This window comes from Thiohalospira halophila DSM 15071, assembly GCF_900112605.1.
In the GTDB taxonomy this organism is placed as follows: domain Bacteria; phylum Pseudomonadota; class Gammaproteobacteria; order Thiohalospirales; family Thiohalospiraceae; genus Thiohalospira; species Thiohalospira halophila.
In genome coordinates, this window is sequence record NZ_FOMJ01000007.1 from 56,491 (window position 1) to 74,262 (window position 17,772).

At 69.4% G+C, this 17,772-nt stretch carries 33 protein-coding genes; 12 read left to right on the plus strand and 21 right to left on the minus strand.

Features of this window, described 5'->3' with window-relative positions; genetic code table 11:
- Positions 1 to 141 precede the first annotated feature (141 nt).
- The 20 genes from BM272_RS10160 to BM272_RS10250 all read right to left on the minus strand — a co-directional run bounded on the left by BM272_RS10160 (position 142) and on the right by BM272_RS10250 (position 8,353).
- Positions 142 to 363: a DUF4224 domain-containing protein gene (locus BM272_RS10160; RefSeq protein WP_159433065.1), complete on the minus strand. Its 222-nt coding sequence runs from the start codon at positions 361 to 363 to the stop codon at positions 142 to 144.
- The gene (locus BM272_RS10165) at positions 360 to 929 is read right to left on the minus strand and encodes a 3'-5' exonuclease (RefSeq protein WP_159433066.1); all 570 of its coding nucleotides are present in this window, start codon (positions 927 to 929) and stop codon (positions 360 to 362) included. Before BM272_RS10165 ends, BM272_RS10160 begins: the two co-directional genes overlap by 4 nt.
- Before the next feature lie 15 nt (positions 930 to 944).
- Positions 945 to 1,403, minus strand: coding sequence for a single-stranded DNA-binding protein (gene ssb / locus BM272_RS10170; RefSeq protein WP_093428690.1), 459 nt, complete (start codon positions 1,401 to 1,403; stop codon positions 945 to 947).
- A 28-nt stretch (positions 1,404 to 1,431) separates the two neighbouring features.
- Complete coding sequence (locus BM272_RS10175; protein WP_093428691.1) at positions 1,432 to 1,908, minus strand: hypothetical protein; 477 nt, start codon at positions 1,906 to 1,908, stop codon at positions 1,432 to 1,434.
- Positions 1,909 to 1,917: 9 nt separating this feature from the next.
- Entirely contained in the window at positions 1,918 to 2,517 is a 600-nt protein-coding gene (locus BM272_RS10180; protein WP_093428692.1) for a hypothetical protein, read from the minus strand.
- Positions 2,514 to 2,756 carry a hypothetical protein gene (locus BM272_RS10185; protein ID WP_093428693.1) on the minus strand — a complete coding sequence of 81 codons (243 nt, stop codon included), beginning with the start codon at positions 2,754 to 2,756 and terminating at the stop codon, positions 2,514 to 2,516. The genes BM272_RS10180 and BM272_RS10185 overlap by 4 nt, the downstream gene beginning before the upstream one ends.
- Positions 2,753 to 3,352: an HNH endonuclease signature motif containing protein gene (locus tag BM272_RS10190; RefSeq protein ID WP_093428694.1), complete on the minus strand. Its 600-nt coding sequence runs from the start codon at positions 3,350 to 3,352 to the stop codon at positions 2,753 to 2,755. The genes BM272_RS10185 and BM272_RS10190 overlap by 4 nt, the downstream gene beginning before the upstream one ends.
- Complete coding sequence (locus tag BM272_RS10195; protein WP_093428695.1) at positions 3,349 to 3,738, minus strand: DUF7768 domain-containing protein; 390 nt, start codon at positions 3,736 to 3,738, stop codon at positions 3,349 to 3,351. The genes BM272_RS10190 and BM272_RS10195 overlap by 4 nt, the downstream gene beginning before the upstream one ends.
- Complete coding sequence (lysC, locus tag BM272_RS14310; protein WP_449649473.1) at positions 3,735 to 3,932, minus strand: Rz1-like lysis system protein LysC; 198 nt, start codon at positions 3,930 to 3,932, stop codon at positions 3,735 to 3,737. The genes BM272_RS10195 and lysC overlap by 4 nt, the downstream gene beginning before the upstream one ends.
- Positions 3,850 to 4,281, minus strand: a complete 432-nt coding sequence (locus BM272_RS10200) for a hypothetical protein (protein WP_093428696.1) — start codon at positions 4,279 to 4,281, stop codon at positions 3,850 to 3,852. The genes lysC and BM272_RS10200 overlap by 83 nt, the downstream gene beginning before the upstream one ends.
- Positions 4,278 to 4,583, minus strand: coding sequence for a hypothetical protein (locus tag BM272_RS10205; RefSeq protein WP_093428697.1), 306 nt, complete (start codon positions 4,581 to 4,583; stop codon positions 4,278 to 4,280). Before BM272_RS10205 ends, BM272_RS10200 begins: the two co-directional genes overlap by 4 nt.
- Positions 4,568 to 4,912, minus strand: a complete 345-nt coding sequence (locus BM272_RS10210; protein WP_093428698.1) for a hypothetical protein — start codon at positions 4,910 to 4,912, stop codon at positions 4,568 to 4,570. The genes BM272_RS10205 and BM272_RS10210 overlap by 16 nt, the downstream gene beginning before the upstream one ends.
- Before the next feature lie 383 nt (positions 4,913 to 5,295).
- Entirely contained in the window at positions 5,296 to 5,616 is a 321-nt protein-coding gene (locus BM272_RS10215; protein ID WP_093428699.1) for a hypothetical protein, read from the minus strand.
- Positions 5,613 to 6,116, minus strand: coding sequence for a hypothetical protein (locus tag BM272_RS10220; RefSeq protein ID WP_205407796.1), 504 nt, complete (start codon positions 6,114 to 6,116; stop codon positions 5,613 to 5,615). The genes BM272_RS10215 and BM272_RS10220 overlap by 4 nt, the downstream gene beginning before the upstream one ends.
- Entirely contained in the window at positions 6,110 to 6,634 is a 525-nt protein-coding gene (locus tag BM272_RS10225) for a DNA N-6-adenine-methyltransferase (protein ID WP_093428700.1), read from the minus strand. The genes BM272_RS10220 and BM272_RS10225 overlap by 7 nt, the downstream gene beginning before the upstream one ends.
- On the minus strand, positions 6,634 to 7,152 hold the full coding sequence (locus tag BM272_RS10230) for a class I SAM-dependent methyltransferase (RefSeq protein WP_093428701.1): 519 nt from the start codon (positions 7,150 to 7,152) through the stop codon (positions 6,634 to 6,636). The genes BM272_RS10225 and BM272_RS10230 overlap by 1 nt, the downstream gene beginning before the upstream one ends.
- Before the next feature lie 94 nt (positions 7,153 to 7,246).
- Complete coding sequence (locus BM272_RS10235; protein ID WP_093428702.1) at positions 7,247 to 7,519, minus strand: hypothetical protein; 273 nt, start codon at positions 7,517 to 7,519, stop codon at positions 7,247 to 7,249.
- Positions 7,516 to 7,845 (minus strand): hypothetical protein, encoded by a 330-nt coding sequence (locus tag BM272_RS10240; protein ID WP_093428703.1) that lies wholly within the window; start codon positions 7,843 to 7,845, stop codon positions 7,516 to 7,518. Before BM272_RS10240 ends, BM272_RS10235 begins: the two co-directional genes overlap by 4 nt.
- Positions 7,842 to 8,108, minus strand: a complete 267-nt coding sequence (locus tag BM272_RS10245) for a hypothetical protein (RefSeq protein WP_093428704.1) — start codon at positions 8,106 to 8,108, stop codon at positions 7,842 to 7,844. Before BM272_RS10245 ends, BM272_RS10240 begins: the two co-directional genes overlap by 4 nt.
- Positions 8,105 to 8,353, minus strand: a complete 249-nt coding sequence (locus tag BM272_RS10250; RefSeq protein WP_093428705.1) for a helix-turn-helix domain-containing protein — start codon at positions 8,351 to 8,353, stop codon at positions 8,105 to 8,107. Before BM272_RS10250 ends, BM272_RS10245 begins: the two co-directional genes overlap by 4 nt.
- 118 nt (positions 8,354 to 8,471) lie before the next feature.
- On the opposite strand from BM272_RS10250, the gene BM272_RS10255 reads away from it, so the two are divergent.
- Positions 8,472 to 9,086: a hypothetical protein gene (locus tag BM272_RS10255; RefSeq protein ID WP_093428706.1), complete on the plus strand. Its 615-nt coding sequence runs from the start codon at positions 8,472 to 8,474 to the stop codon at positions 9,084 to 9,086.
- On the opposite strand, the gene BM272_RS10260 is transcribed toward BM272_RS10255, so the two are convergent.
- Positions 9,064 to 9,789, minus strand: a complete 726-nt coding sequence (locus BM272_RS10260) for a LexA family protein (RefSeq protein WP_240308106.1) — start codon at positions 9,787 to 9,789, stop codon at positions 9,064 to 9,066. The genes BM272_RS10255 and BM272_RS10260 overlap by 23 nt on opposite strands.
- Before the next feature lie 263 nt (positions 9,790 to 10,052).
- Here BM272_RS10260 and BM272_RS10270 point away from each other — a divergent pair, with 263 nt between their 5' ends.
- The 11 genes from BM272_RS10270 (at position 10,053) to BM272_RS10320 (ending at position 17,760) form a co-directional block, all read left to right on the plus strand.
- The gene (locus BM272_RS10270) at positions 10,053 to 10,700 is read left to right on the plus strand and encodes a hypothetical protein (protein WP_143613235.1); all 648 of its coding nucleotides are present in this window, start codon (positions 10,053 to 10,055) and stop codon (positions 10,698 to 10,700) included.
- A complete protein-coding gene (locus BM272_RS10275; RefSeq protein ID WP_093428709.1) occupies positions 10,690 to 10,902 on the plus strand; it encodes a TraR/DksA C4-type zinc finger protein in 213 nt (70 codons plus the stop codon). Before BM272_RS10270 ends, BM272_RS10275 begins: the two co-directional genes overlap by 11 nt.
- Positions 10,892 to 11,101, plus strand: a complete 210-nt coding sequence (locus BM272_RS10280; RefSeq protein ID WP_093428710.1) for a hypothetical protein — start codon at positions 10,892 to 10,894, stop codon at positions 11,099 to 11,101. Before BM272_RS10275 ends, BM272_RS10280 begins: the two co-directional genes overlap by 11 nt.
- A gap of 65 nt (positions 11,102 to 11,166) precedes the next feature.
- Positions 11,167 to 12,096, plus strand: coding sequence for a hypothetical protein (locus BM272_RS10285; protein ID WP_093428711.1), 930 nt, complete (start codon positions 11,167 to 11,169; stop codon positions 12,094 to 12,096).
- Between the two features lie 52 nt (positions 12,097 to 12,148).
- On the plus strand, positions 12,149 to 12,745 hold the full coding sequence (locus tag BM272_RS10290) for a hypothetical protein (protein WP_093428712.1): 597 nt from the start codon (positions 12,149 to 12,151) through the stop codon (positions 12,743 to 12,745).
- Entirely contained in the window at positions 12,742 to 13,029 is a 288-nt protein-coding gene (locus BM272_RS10295) for a hypothetical protein (RefSeq protein ID WP_093428713.1), read from the plus strand. The genes BM272_RS10290 and BM272_RS10295 overlap by 4 nt, the downstream gene beginning before the upstream one ends.
- Positions 13,026 to 13,385: a hypothetical protein gene (locus BM272_RS10300; RefSeq protein WP_093428714.1), complete on the plus strand. Its 360-nt coding sequence runs from the start codon at positions 13,026 to 13,028 to the stop codon at positions 13,383 to 13,385. The genes BM272_RS10295 and BM272_RS10300 overlap by 4 nt, the downstream gene beginning before the upstream one ends.
- 7 nt (positions 13,386 to 13,392) lie before the next feature.
- A complete protein-coding gene (locus BM272_RS10305; protein WP_093428715.1) occupies positions 13,393 to 14,610 on the plus strand; it encodes a tyrosine-type recombinase/integrase in 1,218 nt (405 codons plus the stop codon).
- Complete coding sequence (locus tag BM272_RS10310) at positions 14,607 to 15,029, plus strand: hypothetical protein (protein ID WP_143613237.1); 423 nt, start codon at positions 14,607 to 14,609, stop codon at positions 15,027 to 15,029. The genes BM272_RS10305 and BM272_RS10310 overlap by 4 nt, the downstream gene beginning before the upstream one ends.
- A 168-nt stretch (positions 15,030 to 15,197) precedes the next feature.
- Entirely contained in the window at positions 15,198 to 15,707 is a 510-nt protein-coding gene (locus BM272_RS10315) for a DUF1441 family protein (protein WP_275886937.1), read from the plus strand.
- Positions 15,700 to 17,760 carry a phage terminase large subunit family protein gene (locus BM272_RS10320; RefSeq protein ID WP_159433068.1) on the plus strand — a complete coding sequence of 687 codons (2,061 nt, stop codon included), beginning with the start codon at positions 15,700 to 15,702 and terminating at the stop codon, positions 17,758 to 17,760. The genes BM272_RS10315 and BM272_RS10320 overlap by 8 nt, the downstream gene beginning before the upstream one ends.
- The last annotated feature ends 12 nt before the right edge of the window (positions 17,761 to 17,772 follow it).

Here is a 17,772-nt window from a genome sequence, read left to right on the forward strand (position 1 = left end):
TCCCAGGTGGTGCCCAGACGAATCCACCGGCGCCCCTTACCGCCCCGGCCGGAGGTCAGGTAGCGATAGGCTCCGTTTTTCCAGTGCATCCGGCGCGGTAGCCCCGCGCCGTTCGTCCTTTGTCGCCCCATACCCTCCATGTTAGCCGGTCTTCCTCAGCCTGGCGAAGTCCGGCTCGGGACGAGCGGAGGACCCGCTGCCCCCTGCAAGCATCTGCTCGGCGTGGGCCCGACTGACGCGCGGGCGGCCGACGCGGTCCTCGACGTAGGTCCACCCGTTGCGCTCCAGCCATCCCCGCTGATACGCCGGCAGCTGGTAGCCAGTCAGCTCCTGGAGCTCATCGGCGGTCAGGCAGAGGCTCACGATTCGGCTTCCTCCAGGTCGTGGGGGTCGGCGCTCCGGATCCAGGTGTCGCGCTCCAGGTGCCGGTAGACGTCGCGCAGGATCCGGGCATCGTCCAGGGCATCGTGGCGCTGGTCGCGCTGGCCCCGGTCGACGCCGTAGTAGAGGGCGAGGTTGTCCAGGCTGTAGATCCGCAGGCCCTCGGCCTGCTCTTCGAGATCAGGCAGGACCCGGCGGGCCAGGGTCTGGGTGCAGATGACCCCGGAGATCGCTGGGGGCCGCTCGTCAGCCCGGTCGAACTCGGTCAGCAGGTGGACGATGTCGAAGGGGGCGTTGTGGGCGATGAGCGTGGCCCCGTCCAGGGCCTCCCGGATGTCGACGGCCACGTCGAGCCAGCGCGGGAGCCCTCGCAGCTGTTCGCGGCTGAGGCCGTGTACCGCGTAGGCGCCGTCGTCGCTCTCGCGCTCGGGGTCCACGGTCCACAGGCTCTCGCCGCCGGCGCCGTCGACGGCGCCCAGCTGGATGATCCGGTGGCCGGCGCTTATTCGGAAGCCGGTGGTCTCGGTGTCGATGAAGATCGGGTGCATGAGGTCTCCCATATCCTAGAAGGGGATGTCGTCGTCCATGTGGTCGAAGCCGTTGCCGGTCTGCTGGCCGGCGGGCTGCCCCTGACCCTGCTGGCCGCCGGCGGTCTGGCCGCCCTGGTCACCGCCCTGCCCTCCCCGGCTGTCGAGCATCTGCATCTCGTTGGCCACCACTTCGGTGGTGTAGCGGTCCGAGCCGTCCTGGGCCTGCCACTTGCGGGTCTGCAGCTTGCCCTCGATGTAGACCTTGGATCCCTTCTTCAGGTACTGGGCGGCCACTTCGCCCAGCCGGCCGAAAAGGGATACCCGGTGCCACTCGGTGCGCTCCTGGTTCTCGCCGGTCTGCTTGTCCTTCCACTGCTCACTGGTGGCCAGGCGCAGGTTGGCGACGGCGGTGCCGTTCTGGGTGTAGCGGACCTCCGGGTCGGCGCCGAGGTTGCCGATGAGGATGACTTTGTTCACTCCGCGGGATGCCATAACTTTTACTCCGCTCTGCTTTTTCTGTTCATTCCTCGAGGTACTCCCGCGGGTCGACCTCGATCTCGACCTCCGAGGGCTCGCAGGGCCAGACCGGATACTGCTCGCCGACCATGGCCACGAGTTCCCGGGCCTTATCCCAGATCGCCGGGTCGGCCTGGTTGGCCTGCATCTCCTCGTCACCAATGCTCGGGTCGGGGCCGTACTCCTCACCAAGCCACTCGTAGAGGTGGGTCAGCATGAAATCGGCCATCCGCTGTTCGCTCGGGAGGGCCATCGGGACATACCCCACGACCGTCACCGAGGTCGGTGCATCGGATGGGTCCACCTGTTCATGCTCACCAGCCCGGAATGCCCGCTCCACCGCCTCCTGGGGATCGGCCGGAAGCGTCTCGGCTGCGTCCTCATAACCCTTAACCTCCCACCCCTTGATGGGGCGTCCACGGTAGTCTTTCGCCTGCTTATTGCTGGCGCCGCCGTGGTTTATCTGATCACTGTTCTCCATGGGTCTCTCCTATACCGCGAGGGCGAGCTGTACCGGCTCGCTGGTGTGTTGTGCGTGGCGTCCACGGTTTCGGCTGTCCGGCGGGATGGCGCCGCCCACTACCCGCTCCGCCCACCGGCGGACGGTGGCCACGTTTGCCAGGCGCAGGCGCTGCACCTGGGCCAGCAGGGTGGCGGCGCCGGCGGCCAGGGCCTCGCGCCGGGTGGTCCAGCGCGGGCCGGTCAGCCGGTCGTCGATGGGGCCGGCATTGATCCAGGTGCCGTCCTGGAGCTGGACCACGCCGATCATCGGCGGCGGGGCGCGGAAGGTCCGCTCCTCGGTGGACCGGATCATGGCGTCCATCATGGTGTCGCTGGCGCGCTGCTCCGCCGGCGTGCCTCCCCGGCCGAGCTGCCAGGTGTGCCAGGTCTCCCGCCGGACGGCGCGGCGGTGGGCCATCCACATCACGTCCCATGCGTGGTAGTTGCAGTGCCAGTCGCCACCCGAAAAGAAGATCCGGCCGCCGTCATACTGGCCGGAGACCTCCAGGCCGTAGACGCCGATCAGCTGGTGGTATCCGCCGGGGCCCGGGGCGACCCGGGCGGGGACGGGGCAGCGGTCGAGCTTCACGATTTCGGCTCCGGGAGCGAGCGCTGGTTGCCGGCCAGGAATGCGCTGCCGCTGTCCTGGCCGGTGGCCTCGAGGTATTCCACCTCGGCCTTGGCGCTGTCGATGAGCCGCGCGGCGGTGTCGTTGATCGACTTGGCCTTGCGGGTCTCGCGGTCCAGCGTCTCGGTGTCGTCGGCGTCCCGCAGGCGCTCCAGGCTCTCGAATAGGTGATCGCGGAGATCGTCCATTTTGTTCTTCACACTGCCTCCTCGGCTTCTCGTATGCGGCGCTTGAGCTGGCCGCGCAGGATGATGGCGTGGGCCAGCGCGTGCGGGTATCGGGTCCAGATCCCGTTGCGGCGGACGTTATCCGTCTTGCTGATGCACTCGAGGTTCGCCGGGTCCAGGTTGTCTCGGTCGCCGTCGCGGAAGATGACGATGTGGCCCTCGGGTATGGGGCCGTTGTGCTCTTCCCAGACAATCCGATGGATGTAGCGCCAGTTGAACCTGGCCGGCCGGTCACGGCGGTCGCTGATCTTCCGCTTCCAGTAGCCGTCCGGGTCGCGGACCTCGGTGCCGACGGGGTGCCAGGTGTGCGGCGTCTGCCCGGGCTGGAAGCGGGTCTCGGCGCTCCGGCCGCCCGCGATCCAGCGCTGGCCCTTGTTCCAGGGCTTGTGCCCCGCGGGGAAGCGGCCGGCGTTCATGTCCGGATCCTTGGTCAGGCCCATCTTCCGGGCCTTCTGGCCGATGGCCCGCGCCGGCCGACCCAGGAGGCCGGCGATCACGGTGTTCGGGGTGTCGTGGTACATCACCTCGAGCCAGGATTCCTCGATCTCGGTCCAGCGGCGGTAGCTCACGGCTCGTCGGCCTCCAGCGCCCACTTGTCGTCGGTGTACGCGGCGGCCGGGGCGGACCAGCCGCGGCCGATCTGGCGGTATTCAATCGGGCGGCCGTGGCGGGTGGCGTGGTCGATGCCTTGCTGCATTCCCTCGGTTACGCCGAGGTCGGTGTAGACGACGGTGGCGTCTGCGACCTCGCCCCAGACGAGGCCGGCGGCGATGCCGGTGGCGCGCTGCGCGTGGTCCCGGTCGTCCAGTACGTCGGTCAGCAGGCCGTGGCTGGCGTAGGGGCTGTCGCCCTGGGCGATGCAGTCCTCTTTGGCCGCCCGCAGGTACTCGGCGTGGAGCTGGAGCTGTTCGTCGGTGTCGGCCGCGTGGGGGCTTTCGATGATTACGCGCCTCACTCCTCGCCCTCCTCTTCCTCGGCCCACTCGCGCAGCTCGCGGCGGTCGGCGTTGTCGGCGCGGATGACCTGGCGCATGGTCAGCGCCCAGGACAGGAGCGCGCCGTTGGTGCTACCCATCAGGGCCGGCACCGGAATCGTCTCCATCAGCTCCGCCGGCGGCGTCACCCGCTGGGTCTCGGTCTGCGTCACCACTTCCGAGCCCCCGCAGCTTGTCAGCAAGGGCATCAGGCAGAGGGCGGCGGCTCCACTGGTCCACCTCATCGTCGGTCTCCTGCAGTTGGTCGATCTCGGCCCGGAGCTGCCGGGCTTCGTTCTCGATGGCGAGGCGGCGCCGGCGGGCGTCGGCCACGGCTTGCTGGGCGCGCTCGCGCTCGGCCTGGAGCTGTTCCAGGGCCTCCCGGGTACGCTCGGCGGCGTTCTGGTGGGCCTGGACTCGTTTCTCGGCCACGGCCAGGTCCTCGGCGGTGGCCTGGTACTGCCACCAGAGGACGGCCGCGACCAGGGCGAGGACGCCGGCGGCGCCCAGGGCCATGCGGCTCATGCCTCGCCCCCAACGGCCCGGCGGGCGCGAGCGGTGACCATCTCCAGCGCGGAGTCGGCCAGGTAGCCGGCGCCGAATGCGGTCAGGAGGGAGAGCTGCCCGGTCTCCGCCAGGACGCCGTAGGCGGCGAGCGCTCCGCCGGCGGCGAGCGCGGTCTTGTACGGCCGCTGGGAGAGCCAGCCGGCCAGGGTCTGGCCGTCGCCGCTCTCTCGGGCTTCGACGACCCGGGCGAGGATGTGGCAGGCGAGGCCGACCAGGAGCATGGCGAGCGCGGGGGCGTGGGTGGTCAGGAGTTCCGGCATGCCTGCGCCTCCCCCGCCTTGGCGGCGATGTTGATCCACAAGAGAGAGAGCAGGTAAGCCACGCCGGCCACCGTCCAGCCCGCAACGGCAAGAGTTGCGCCGGCGCCGATGGATGCCGGGAAATAGACCCACCTGTGCGCTTTTTCTTCTTCCTTGGGCGGCTTCTCGGCAAAGGAAAAGCCAGAGAGGATCATCATCGGAATCAGCGCCCAGACAATTACCGCTGCAATATTCCCGGCCCATTCCTGGCCGCCCCAGTAGCTCGCACCGACGAGGCCGGCGATAGATCCGTTGATCGCTATATTGGTGAGGGTTGCTTTCAGCTTCATGCCTTCCGTCCTTATTTCCCGATTCTGATGGGGTGTTCGGTCCGTTCACTCACTGCGTCCCTCCTGTTCGGTCTGTAACGGTCATCGGCGGGATCCGTACAACGGCCCCGCACCAGGGGCAGGTCACCGCTACCCCGCCCGGCACGTCGCGCCAGACCATGCAAGTCGTGCAGCGACCGTTGACGGATAGATTGATGAGGGTGCCTTTCACGCTCATTCCTTCCGTCCTTATTTCCGGATTCTGATAAGGTTTCCGCAGCCATCCGTGTAAACTGGCCCGTTAACCATTTCCCATTCCCTGAACCTCACCCCGTATAAAAACCAGATCACCGTGGAAGTCGCCGGGTCCAGGCGGACCGAAGTGGTGGTTTTGCTGGGAATGTTCATGCCACTTCCTCGTCTCGGCCCCAGCTCACGTCGGTGCCGCATTCCTCGGGGGGAGTCTCCGCCTCAACCAATGGCCGCCCGCAGAAGGGGCAGTGGCGCATACCCATTTCCGTGGGGCGGGCATCTTCCGTCCAGAACTCGCGCCCGCAGGACGTGCCGAATATCAGTTCGGCCCCCTCCTGCCAGGAGCAGAAAACCGCCCGCTCCTCTTCCGGAAGCGTCCCGTCATGAACCCGCTGTGCCAGTTCGCGGGCACCTGCCCAGCGCAGGAGCTGCATCGCCGGGTGCCCGATTAGGTTGTGAACAGGCCAGTTCATGCCGTCACCTCGTCTTCGCCGGAGTGCAGGGCCTCGGTGACGGCCTCGATGTAGTGCTCGACGGTGCCGGCGCCCTGGTCGGTGTTGTAGTGGCGCTTCCAGTAGTCCGCCTGGGCCTCCAGGTCGCCGGAGAGCGGCAGGGGCTCGGAGACGCGGTAGTAGTGGACGCGGGCCATTGCGGCGGCGTAGAAAAGGTTACCGGTGAGCGCTCCTCCTGCTTTAGCGAGCGTCCGCCGGCCCTCCAGCCCGTCAATTGCTAACTCCAGTTCGCCACGGTATCCCAGGAAGTTGTCCCAGATGTCCCTCTCGGTCGCCGGCTCCATCTGCCACAGCCCCAGCGCGGGGCCACCGCCGAGCTGCTGGAGGTACTGCAAACCGCTCTCGGTGATGGCGGTGCCGAGCAGCAGCTCCTCGGCTTCTTCGGTGTGCGGGATTTCGGGGTCCAGGTGGGCCAGCGTGGGCCGGATCACCAGATCCATGAGTTGGTCGGGGCTCAGCATGCCGCCTCCTTCTGGGTGCGTTTGTCGGGGATCGCGATTACGCCGCCGGCCGGGGCCTCTACGCGCCACGGGGTCCAGATCGGCACGATGGAGCCCTTGGGGTTGCCCTCCTGGGGCTGGCCGTTGGCGTCCAGGAATGCGATCCGGCGGGTGGTGATGTAGATGGCGCTCGCGTTGGGGTGGACCGCGTTCTGATACCACTCGGTGCTGCGGTCGTCCGGCAGCAGGCCGATGACGATGGAGCCGTGGGAGGCCTCATGGGCGGCCTTACGGCACCAGGCGCCGGGGTCGCTGTAGGGCGGGTTCATCCAGCAGACCTCGTTCTTCGGCCACGGCCGCGCCAGGGCGTCGTCCTCGGCCGTCCAGTAGTTCGGCGCCTTGGCGGTCTCGGGTTCGGCGCAGACGTCCAGCGTCGGCTCCACGCCCAGCTCGGTGCAGATGGCGTGGTAGACCGGCCAGGGCGTGCCGCGGCGGTCGCGCTCCTCCTTGGGGGTGCGGCTTCGGGCGTAGGCGTCCATCAGGAAACCCCTTTCATAAATACGAGCCAGTGGGTCTTCCCGGCGCGGCCCGCCTGCTGGCCGAACAGCGGCTTTCCGGGGGCGAGCGGCAGGACCTCACGTAGCGGCACCTGGGTTTCGTTCCACTTGAAGACGAGCGTCCCTTCGGGCTTGAGGACTCGCCAGCACTCAGAGAAGCCCTGGCGGAGGTCCGATCGCCAGTCATCGCCGAGCTTCCCGTAACGGGCCGCCATCCAGCTGCGGTCGCCGGCCCGCTCCAGGTGCGGCGGGTCGAAGGCGACCAGCGGGAACGACGCATCGGCGTACGGGAGCGCCCGGAAGTCGAGCTCCACGTCCGGCTCGATCTTCAGGACCCGGCGACCGTCCTCGCGGCCGTGGGAGCGGTCGGTTACCTCCCGGGTCTCCGTGCGGCAGTCACCGAAGACGGCGGCCGGGTTTGTCGGGTCGAACCACATGGAGCGCGGCCCACAGCAGGCGTCCAGGATGCGCGGCCCGGAGGCCTCGTTCGGGGCGTTCATCCCGCCACCTCAACCAGGAACCGCAGGCCTTCCAAGAACAGAGTCCCCAGGACGAAGCCAGCGAGAGCAACCAAAAAACGGATCGTGTAGCTATTCATGCCACCCCCTCCCGGTCCTGCCGCATCGCGTCCAGCGCGAGGGCGTCCACGGTGTCGGCCAGGTAGGTGAGCCAGGCGCGCTCGTCGCCCTGGCTCACGTCCGCCGCTCCCCGCAGGCGGGCGCCGAAGCGCTCCACCATCAGCGGGAGGTCGGCGGGCAGAAACTCGATGGAGTTGCGAAGGTCCTGGATGGCGATGTACCACAGGACCGCGGCGCGGGCGGCGGTCGATAGGCTTACGGCCCCGGGCATGGATGCGGGCTCGCTCATGCCACACCCCCGTCCGGCCCCGGGCCGTCCTCCAGCTGGGCGCCGACGTACTGCCGGCGCCGCCGGGGCATGGGGACCACCTGCCCGTTACCGGCCCGGGCGCGCCCGCCGGTGACGGTGCCCAGGAGCCGCCCGCCGCTCTCGGTGACGGTGCGCTGCAGCTCGGTCATGCGGTGGTCGTGGGGCGCCTGCAGGCTGAGGGTGTACCGGTGGCAGCCGCCCCCGGCGGCGCGGGCGCTGACGGCCTCCACGCGCACGCCGCTTTCCTCCAGCGCGCCGATGATCTCGCCGGCCGGGCGCTTGGTGACGACGTCGACGCGGGTCATGCCGCCACCTCGGCGCCGGCGACGAAGTTGCGCCAGTCGTGGAGCGTGCCGACCAGGCGGGCGCGCTCCGGCTTCTCGCCGAACAGGAATCGCCCGGTGCGCGCGTCCCGGTGGATGCGACCGTGCCGCCAGAGTGCGCGGACCACGAAGGCGACCTGATCCAGGCTGTTGCCCATCTCGTTGCTCAGCGCCGCGACGGTGATGCCGCCCTCGGGGCTGCGGTCCCGGATCGTCTTCAGTGCTTCAGCGATGGATGCGCTCATGCCGTTACCCCCTCTTCCTGCGCGGCCTGCTCGGCCGGCGCCTCTTCGATGAGCCGATACCGGGCGACGCGGGAGGCGCCCCGGCGGGTGCGGACCTCGACGGTCTCGGTGATCACGGTGTGGCCACGCTCGCGCAGCTCGAAGACGCGGGTCGCGGGCATGCCAATGCCCAGCTCGGCCCGGATCTCGCCGGTGGTCAGCGGGCCCTCCTGGAGGGCGTGGAGCAGGTCGGTCGTCTGGGTCATCGCTCTGGCCTCTGTGTCGGTGGCGATGATTGGAGTTTAGAGAGGTAAACCGATCTGGTCAATCCCCGTAAACCTCGTGGTCGATACGATTGAACTTTGGCCAACGCAGGAGGCGAATATGTCAGTCGAGGCGGTTCTGTGGAGGGGAGAGAAGCGGCTCCAGTTCGATTACCTGACCGCGGGCGGCGAGCGAACCCGCCGCGATCTCATTGCCGGGAAGGTGGTACGAAAGGCGGGCGGCCAGGTGACGCTCCAGGGCTATTCGCTCAAGCGGGCGGCCCCGCGCGCGCTCAAGCCGGAGCGGATCGTGGGCGACGTCCTGGACGCGGATACCGGGGAGGTCGGCGAGCTGTGGGATCTGCTGGGGATTGATGCGGAGCCGGCGCCGCCACCACCGCCGGCCGGGGACGCGCACCAGCGCCACGAGGCCGTGGCGGATGCCGACGTGGAGGAGCTACTGGACTACCTGGAGCCGATGGCGAGGAAGGCGGAGGCGCACGGGTGGGTGATCCACCGGAAGCCGGAGGAGCTGTCAGTCCATGGGGTGTTCAAGAATGGGCGGGTGAAGAAGGGCGCGGTCGCGGCGGTCCGCTACTTCCCTGAGAAGAGCCGGCCGCTCCGGGTGGAGGCGAGGCATTCGGTCGCGGCCGGGGTCTATTCCAGGCCGGAGGCGGCGGCCGGCAAGTTCGAGGCGGTCTTGGAGAACCTTCTCAGAACTGGCGCTGGTGGCTGATGACCTTGCCGACGATCTCGGCCGGGTTGTCGGCGTCCACTGAGATGGTGGCGTAGTTGTCGTTCAGCGGGACTAGCTCGTAGACCGGGGCGCCGTCTCGGTCGTGGCCTCGGTCCCGGTACTTCTTGAAGGTGACCTCGCCGGAGTCCACCCGGGCCACGACGTAGTCGCCAGGGCGGACGCAGGCGTCGGGGTCGACGATGATCGACTCCCCTTCCCGGAACTCCGGCTCCATGGAGTCGCCTTCGATCTCCAGGGCGAAGGCGTACCGCCCCAGCTTGTAAGCCATGGTCCCGGAGACCGGGACCTCGTCGAATCCATCCCCCTCGGCGTAGATGTCCACCGCTTCCTTTGGCCTCCCCGCCTGCACCCAGCTGATGACGGGGATCATCCGCGTCGCGCCGGGTTCCCTGACTCCCGACCATCCGGTGGCGTGCTTGCCGCCCTCTCCGTAGAGCAGCCAGTCCGGGCTCACTCCCAGGGTATGCGCGACCGGGACGATGCTGGAGTAGCGCGGCTCGATGCCGCCACTCATCCACTGGCTGATCGTCGCCTTGCTGAGCCCTACGCGCGCAGCCAGCTCCGACCCGTGGGCGAGATCGGATTCCTGCAGGGCCTGCCGTAGCCGCTCATTCCAGTCGGGGGTGGGCCGTTTCATGGCGTGCAGAGTAATGAACTCGGAGTTTAGCGGGGTTGACTGCATGGTTGACGCCTCTAAACTGTCCAGCCATGGACAAGGATCGAGCACCTACAAAAGCCGAAGTTATGGATTTGCTCGGCATCAGCCTGGAGCGCGAGCTCGCGGAGCTATTCGGGGTCACCAAAAGTGCGGTCTCGCAATGGCCCAAGAATGCTCCTATCCCGCCTGCGCGCTACCTGGAGCTGCGGTACGTGATCCGTCCTGACCTGTTTAGCGCCGGCGCCGCATGACGCCGCCGCTCCGTCATCACACCCGGAGGATGATCCATGGCTGATCCCAGCGCCACGTCCGACCAAGGACCCACACCCGCCCCGACCCGTCAGGCGGCGCTCGTCGCCTGGGCGCAGCAGATGATCCAGCGCACCGGCAGCAGCGAGCGCGATTTCGCCCTGCGGGTGGGCGAGCAGTACCGGGCCACGGTGCCGCCGGATCAGCAGTCGCTCCCCTGGCCGGACCCGGACCAGGCGGAGTCGGCGGATGAGTACAGCCGGCTGGTGGACTCGGCCCGCAAGCGGGTGGAGCGGTATCTTCGCGGCGATAACGCGCTGCCGGTGGAGCTGGAGGAGGCCTGGGTATCGGCCCTGGGCGGGGAGTGGTCCACCGGCTGCCGGCGGGAGCTGGCGCGGCGGATGGGGCTGCTCGGCGCTCGGCTGCCGGAGGAGGGCGCGGAGGCGACGGTGACCGACGCGGGCGCGCTGCTCCGCACGGCCGGGGCGGCGGTGGAGGCGCTGGCGCCCATCGTGGCGGACGGTGTGGTGGACGAGCACGACCGGCCGCACGTCGGCCGGGCGCTGAGCCAGATCGCGAACGCCCAGGCGGAGCTCACCACCTGGATCCAGCGCCTCTCGGCCGTCCTGGACGACGAGGAGACGGTGCATCTCTACGCGGTGGAGGGCGGCCGGGATGCCGGATAGCACCGACCACTCCCAGGAACGGGAGGCCCAGGTGACCGCGGAGGCGATGCGGCAGCGGGCGGAGTCGGCGCCGGCCGGGGAGTCGGCGCTGGAGTGCGCCGAGCCGATCCCGGACGACCGCCGCGCCGCGATCCCGGGCTGCCAGGTCTGTATCGACTGTGCCGAGCGTCTGGAAAGGGAGGCGCGGGTCTATGGGCAGTAGGCGGACCAGCAAGGATGCCTCCTATGCCGGCCCGGATCCGTGGATCGCGGGGTACTGGGCGGAGGTGTGGGGATGCGACCGCGAGCCGCCGAGCCATCACCCAGAGTCCGGCAACCCGGAGTGGCGGGAGCGCTGGCTGGCCGGATACCGGGAGGCGGAGAGCCGCCGCGGGGCCGTGCGGGAGTCCGCCCATGCGTGATCTAGGCGGCGCACCTTTCCCTCGGTCCGTCCTCTCTCTCATAGGAGACGATAAAGGAGGACCCCATGCCGGCTGATATGCGCATCACCGCCGCCGAGCTGGAGGCGCTGAGCGGGCTGCCTTATCCGGCTCAGGTGCTGTACCTGACCGCGCTCCGGCCGCATATGGACTACGCCTCCGGGACCGTTGGCATCCGGCGGCGGGTGTCCTGGCAGTCGCTGGGCGAGGCGCTATACGTGGAGCCTCACCAGGGCCTGAAGGGGTCTGGGGCGCCTAGCAAAGAGCAGGTGCGGCGGTACGCCGGATGGCTGGAGCGCGCCGGCCTGGTCTCGATGGAGAGTGCCGGGCTGCGCCTCGTTTTCCGCTGCCTGATGGCGCAGACGGACGACTCCGCGCAGAAAAAACCCGACACTATCCCGACACAATCCCGACACCCCCATCCCGACACGCCAGAGCCCGCACCACTCGGCGAATCTGGCGAAGAAGCCGACACAATCCCGCACACCCCCGAGAACCCAAAAGCCGACACACCTCCGGGATCCGGGATCCGATCCCCCCGCTCCCCCTCGGGCGCGGGCGCGCGTAGCAGCGAGCATGCCAGTGAGTCGGCCGGGAGCGTAGCAGCCCTGGGTGGCGCCAAGGTCGTGATCGAGGAGCTATCGCGCACCGGCCGGTGGGGACTACAGCGTCTCCAATCCACCCGAGTCGTCCGTATGGCGGCCTCACTGGCTGGCGAGGGAGTCACACCAGGGGACGTGCAGACCGCCATAGCGGCCGTGGATGCCCGGGGTATGAGCGACTACGGCCCGGAGTATCTGGCGGGACCCATCCGTGACGCGATGCAGACCAGGCAGCAGGAGCAGAGCAATGCAGGAAGTGGATCAGTCGGCCGAGCAGGTGGCGGAGGTGCTGGAGCGCGCCGCCGAAGTCAGTCCGACGAGCGAGAGGACTACCTCGACGAGATCGCCGAACTCGAGCGGCGCGGGGAGCTGTGAGGACGAGCAGCCGCGCCTATCGGTCCCGTGGGTCGCCCGGGTCTGGGCCCGGATGGGCGATATATACGGGCCGAAGTGGACGTCCGACAAAGGGCAGCGCCCGACCCGTAGTGACGACAAGACCCGGCTGACCTCCACCGGCGACACCTGGGCCCGCGCACTGGCCGACCTCGATGGCGCTGCGATCTCCGGCGCGATCACGGCCTGCGCCACCGGGGCGACCGGCGAGTGGCCGCCATCCCTGCCTGAGTTCCGCCGCCTCGCCCTGGAGGCGGTCGGCGATGGTCTGCCGACGGTGGATGCCGCCTACCGCGAGGCCTGCGAGGGCAGTTACCACCCGTCCCGCCATCAGTGGAGCCACCCGACGGTTATCGACGCCGCCCGGGCCGTCGGCTTCCGGGCGCTCAGCCACGAGCAGCCCCGCACCACCTGGCCTGCCTACCGGCGCGCGTATGAGGACGCCTGCCGCCGCTACCGCGCCGGCGAGCCCCTGGCCGACGCCGTCCCCGAGGGCCTGCCCCAGTCCCCCGGCGCCGCCCAGCCGGCCGACCGGCAAACCGCCCGCCGCCACCTGGATTCGATCCGCGTCCAGCTGCGCCGGCGGCCCAACAACGACTGCGCCCAGGTAGGCGAGGAGGCCCGGGCATGAGTTACCGCGCGAGGGGCAGCGAGAGACTGAATGACGATCTGGAGAGATTCCGGGCGGCCGTGATGAGGGCGGGCCTCCGTGTCGAGGCGGCCTTCGGAGACGGCCCAAGGAAGAGAGCTGCCGCCGCCGCCGTGGCTACTTTTCAATCCTCCCGGAAGCGGTTGCTGGTTGCCCGCCTTCTCGGCCGCCGGACGGACTTCTTCGAGGGCCAAAGGACGATCAAGGCCGTCACGTTTCGCGGGGTCGAGTACATGCTTTCTTGGAGCGAAGGGAGCGAAGAATGATCCTCTCCATCTACTGCCTGGCGGCCGCCGCCGTCTCGGCCGCATTCCTCGCCATGGCCCTGTACGGAGCCTGGCTTTCCTGGAGGGAGTGCCGGGCCGAGGCCGATGCCGGAGCGGTCGGCCCGATGGGCGGGCGGATCGGCACCATGCCCGGCACCACGACCGGCAGCAATCCGCGCCACGACGCCGACCAGCAGCCCGCCGCCGACTCCGAAACGATGAGCGCGGAGGGGTGGGAGGGCTGCCGCGGCTACCTCGACGGCGAGTGGGCGCGAGCCCTGCGCGGCACCCGCCCGCGCCACCGGGAGTGGTCGAGCCTTCGGCGGCCAGAGCCCGGACCGCGCGGCGAGGAGTAGCCCAGCGATGCTGACCCGAGCGCAGATCGAAGAGGCCCGCCCCCGGTCTAGTATTTACGAGCTGTACGACTCCGAGGGCCTGGTCCTCCGCGTCCTGCCCTCCGGGACGCGGAGCTGGGCGGTCTACTACCACGAGCGCGGAAGGAAGAGGCGGGAGACGGTGGGCCGCTGGCCCGATATGGGGCTGCGAGAGGCGCGGCGCCAGCGGGACCAGGTCCGCGCCCGGGCGGCCGGGGCCGACGCGGTCACCGTGGAGGCCTTCGCCCGGGAGTACCTGTCGGCGTGGGCGCGTCCCGCCAAGCGCTCCTGGCGCGAGGATGCGCGGATCCTGGAGCGCGAGATCGTGCCGGCCATCGGCGACCGCCCCGTCGCCACCCTCACCCGCCGGGACTGCGTGGCCGCCGTCGACGCCGTACGGGAGCGCGGCGCCCCGGCGATGGCGTCCAAGACCCACGCGGTCCTCCGTCGACTCCTCCAGGTCGCCGTGGAGCGCGGCGTCAGGGATGACAACCCGGCCGCCCGGATCCGCCTCCCGGCCGCCCAGAGCCGTGACCGCGTGCTGACCATGGACGAGGTCGCCGCCCTGCGCGCCGAGCTGGCCACCTCCACCGCCCTGCCCCGCATCGCCCTGGAGCTGATCCTCGCCACCGGCCAGCGCGGCGGGGAGGTCCTGGAGATGGCCGCCTCCGATCTGCAGCTGGGTGATGGCCTTTGGGAGATCCCGGCGGCGAAAGCCAAGAACGGCCACGCCCACGTCGTGCCCCTGACGGCCTGGGCGGTGGAGCTCATCCGCGAGGCGAGGCGGATCCGGTGCAGCGAGCGGGTGATCCCCATCTCCGGCGACACCCTGCGCCACGCCATGCGCCAGGCCGTGGAGGCGGCGAACCTGGAGCGGTCAACGCCCCACGACCTCCGGCGCACCGTGGCCACCCACCTGGGCCGACTCGGCCACGGCCGCGCCGTCCAGGACCGCATCTTGAACCACGTCGACCAGTCGGTGGGCGGGATCTACGACCGCTACGACTACCTCCCGGAGCAGCGCGCGGCCCTGGAGGCATGGGAGGCCGAGGTCACCGGGGCAGGCAATCGCGATCACCAGGGGGAGGGGGTTGTTCCACAGGGAGTCACGGCGGCACCAGAGCGGCACCACGAGGCACCGGCCGATCCGCAGAGCGGCGCGGCCTGCATGACAGAAGCGGCAGTCATAGGGGATGAGGACGAATGAAAGGAGAAGAGTACACCCGAGACGGGGCTATGGAGGCGGTCGCGGAGGTCGTTGGCTGGTACTCGGCGGCCCGATTGGCGGCGCGGCTGGGCGGGAAGACGCTCCACGTCCCCGAGCGCATGGATGAGGGGCATCTCATCGCGCTGATTGTCGGTCCAGATAAGGCCAAGGAAATCAGTGACATGATGGGAGGCGAGAATATCGAACTCCCGAGCACCTGCGAGATCCAGCAAGAGATGGAGCGCAGCCGCCTGCATGACAACATCTGCGAGATGGCCGCACGCGGAGTTGAAACCAAAACCATCGCTCGATGGCTCCATATGAGCCGTAAGACTGTGCAAAAGGTGCTGGATCAGCAGCAGGCTATCGTGGATGCGTACAAGGCAAAGCATCCGCGCCGCCAGGAGGTCCAGAAGTGACGGGGTCCCTGGGGGTGTGGCTACCTACCACGGGGAACGAAGCGCGCGGTTTTCGACAATTTTTTCAGTCTCGTCAGGTCGTCGCCAGCAGTTCTCGTGGAACGCCCGGCCTGCTTGAGATCGGGGGGTGACGAACCCGGCATGCGTGGAGTCTAGCTAGTGTCATCGGTGGCATCCATTTCTGAGGCTTCGCTGTACTCGATAAGCCGACTCGCCAGAGAGACCGGTTTGGCGCGGGATACCGTCCGCAAGCGACTGGCTTCCGTGCAGCCGTCGGCGACCCGCAAAGGGCACCCGGTTTACACCCTGGGGGATGCCTGCCCGGCCCTGTTCGGCGCCCAGGGCGGCGGCGAGCCCGGCGATGGCCCGGCCGACCCCGACCAGATGGACCCTTCTGACCGGGATCGCTGGTACGCCTCCGAGATCAGGAGGCTCGATTACGAGAGCAAGGTCGGCCAGCTCATCCCCCACGAGGACGTGGCGCGGACCTTCGCGGCGGCTTTCAAGCGGGTGAGCAGCGCCCTGGACACACTCACCGACGTGGTGGAGCGGGAGGCGGGGCTTAGCGGTCACCAGGTCGCGGAGGTCCAGCGGGTGGTCGACGGGATCCGGTCGGATCTATACGCCCAGCTAGGCGACGAGGAAGCGGATGATCCCGAGGAGGCCGTCGGTGAGTAGCTACGGGAGCGCGGCGGCCGTATTGCGGGACACTGCCGAGATCCTGCGGCCCCCGCGCCGGCTCACGGTGCCGGAGGCGGCGGAGCAGTACGTCTATCTCGACGTGCCGGGCGGATATTCCGGGTGGTGGAGCAACGAACTGCCGCACTACATGATGGAGCCGGCCGAGTGCCTGACCGCCCGGGAGTACGAGGCCGTGATCTTCGTCGGCCCGGCGCAGAGCGGCAAGACGCAGATGCTTGTCGACAACTGGGTAGCGCACACCGCCACCTGCGACCCGGCCGACCAGATGGTCGTCCAGACCGCCCAGGATACGGCCCGTGATTTCAGCCGGCGCCGCATCGACCGCCTCATCACGCATTCGCCGGATCTCCGGGATAAGGCCCTACCGGGCCACGCGGATAACACCTACGACAAGACCTGGCGGAACGGCGCGATCCTCTCCATCGGCTGGCCCAGCAAGAACCAGCTCGCCGGCCGCGCCATCGGCCGCATGGCCCTGACCGACTACGACCGCATGCCGGAGGACGTCGGTGGCGAGGGGTCGCCGTTCGAGCTGGCGAAGAAGCGGACGACCACCTTCCTCTCCCGCGGCATGACCATGGCCGAGTCCTCGCCCTCCCGCCCCGTCCTGGATCCCCGCTGGCGTCCGTCGACTCCGCACGAGGCGCCGCCCAGTCGCGGGATCCTGGGCCTCTACAACACCGGCGACCGCCGCATGCTCTACGGCCGATGCCCGGAGTGCGGCGAGTATTTCGCCCCGGCCCCCGGCCCCGAGGCGGTCTGGATCCCCGATGAGGGAACCATCGACGATCGCGCCCAGGGCGCCGGCCTCATCTGCACCGAGTGCGGCGCCGTGATCGGCCAGGAGCGCGAGCGGGACTTCAAGCGCTCGGCCCGCTGGCTGCGCGAGGGGCAGCACATCACGCCGGCCGGCGAGGTCTACGGCGAGCCGCGCACCAACCGCCGGGCGAGCTTCTGGATGGCCGGCTGGTTCGCGGCCTTCGCCAGCTGGGAGGGGATCGTCTACGCCTACCTGACGGCCGAGGACACCTACCAGCGCACCGGCGACGAGGAAGCGCTCAAGAACGCCCACAACGTGGACATGGCGGCGCCCTACATCCCCCGAGCCCAGCTCGCCGAGCGCGGCGGCAGCGAGTGGCTGGAAGAGCGGCGCGAACCGCTGGAGCGCTACGTGGTCCCGGACGAGGCCGCCTTCGTGACCGCGGCCGTCGACGTCCAGGGCGGCGAGATCCCCCGCTTCATCGTCGAGGTCTACGCCCACGGCGCCGGGCATGAGCAGTGGCCCATCGACCGCCGCGAGATCCGGCAGTCCGACCGCCAGGGCCCCGACGGCGACCCCGCGCCCATCGACCCGGCCGGCCACCCCGAGGACTGGGACGTCCTCACCCGCGAAGTGGTGGAGGCGACCTACCGGACCAGCGATCCGGAGACCGAGATCCGCCCCCGCCTGGTGGCCGTGGACTCCGGCGGCGAGGCCGGCGTCACCGAGCGGGCCTACGACTGGTGGCGCCGCCTGCGCCGAGCTGGCCAGCAGAACCGCGTGGTCCTGGTGAAGGGGGCGAGCCAGCGCACCGCCCCGCGCCTGCGGAAGAGCTACCCCGACTCCACCGGCCGGAAAGATCGCGGCGCCGGCTCCCGCGGCGACGTGCCGGTCTGGAGCCTCAATACCGACCAGCTCAAGGATGCCGTCTGGTCGAGCCTGCAGCGCCCCGAGCCCGGCCCCGGCTACCTCCACATCCCGGAATGGCTCGGCGGATGGTGGCTGGACGAGCTCCTGGCCGAGCGGCGGACCGAGAAAGGCTGGCAGCAGGTGCGCAAGCGCAACGAGGCCCTGGACTTGAGCGTATACAACCGCGCCGCCGCGATCATCCTGGGCGCCGAAAAGGTCGACTGGAGCAACCCCCCGCCCTGGGCGAACCGCGACACCAGCCCGGACGTCGTCAGCCGCGACCGCCGCCGCCAGGACCAGGCCGAGCAGCAGCGCCCTCGGCATCCGCGCGGCCGCCGCACGCGCATGCGGATGCGGTAGCACCTGACCCCC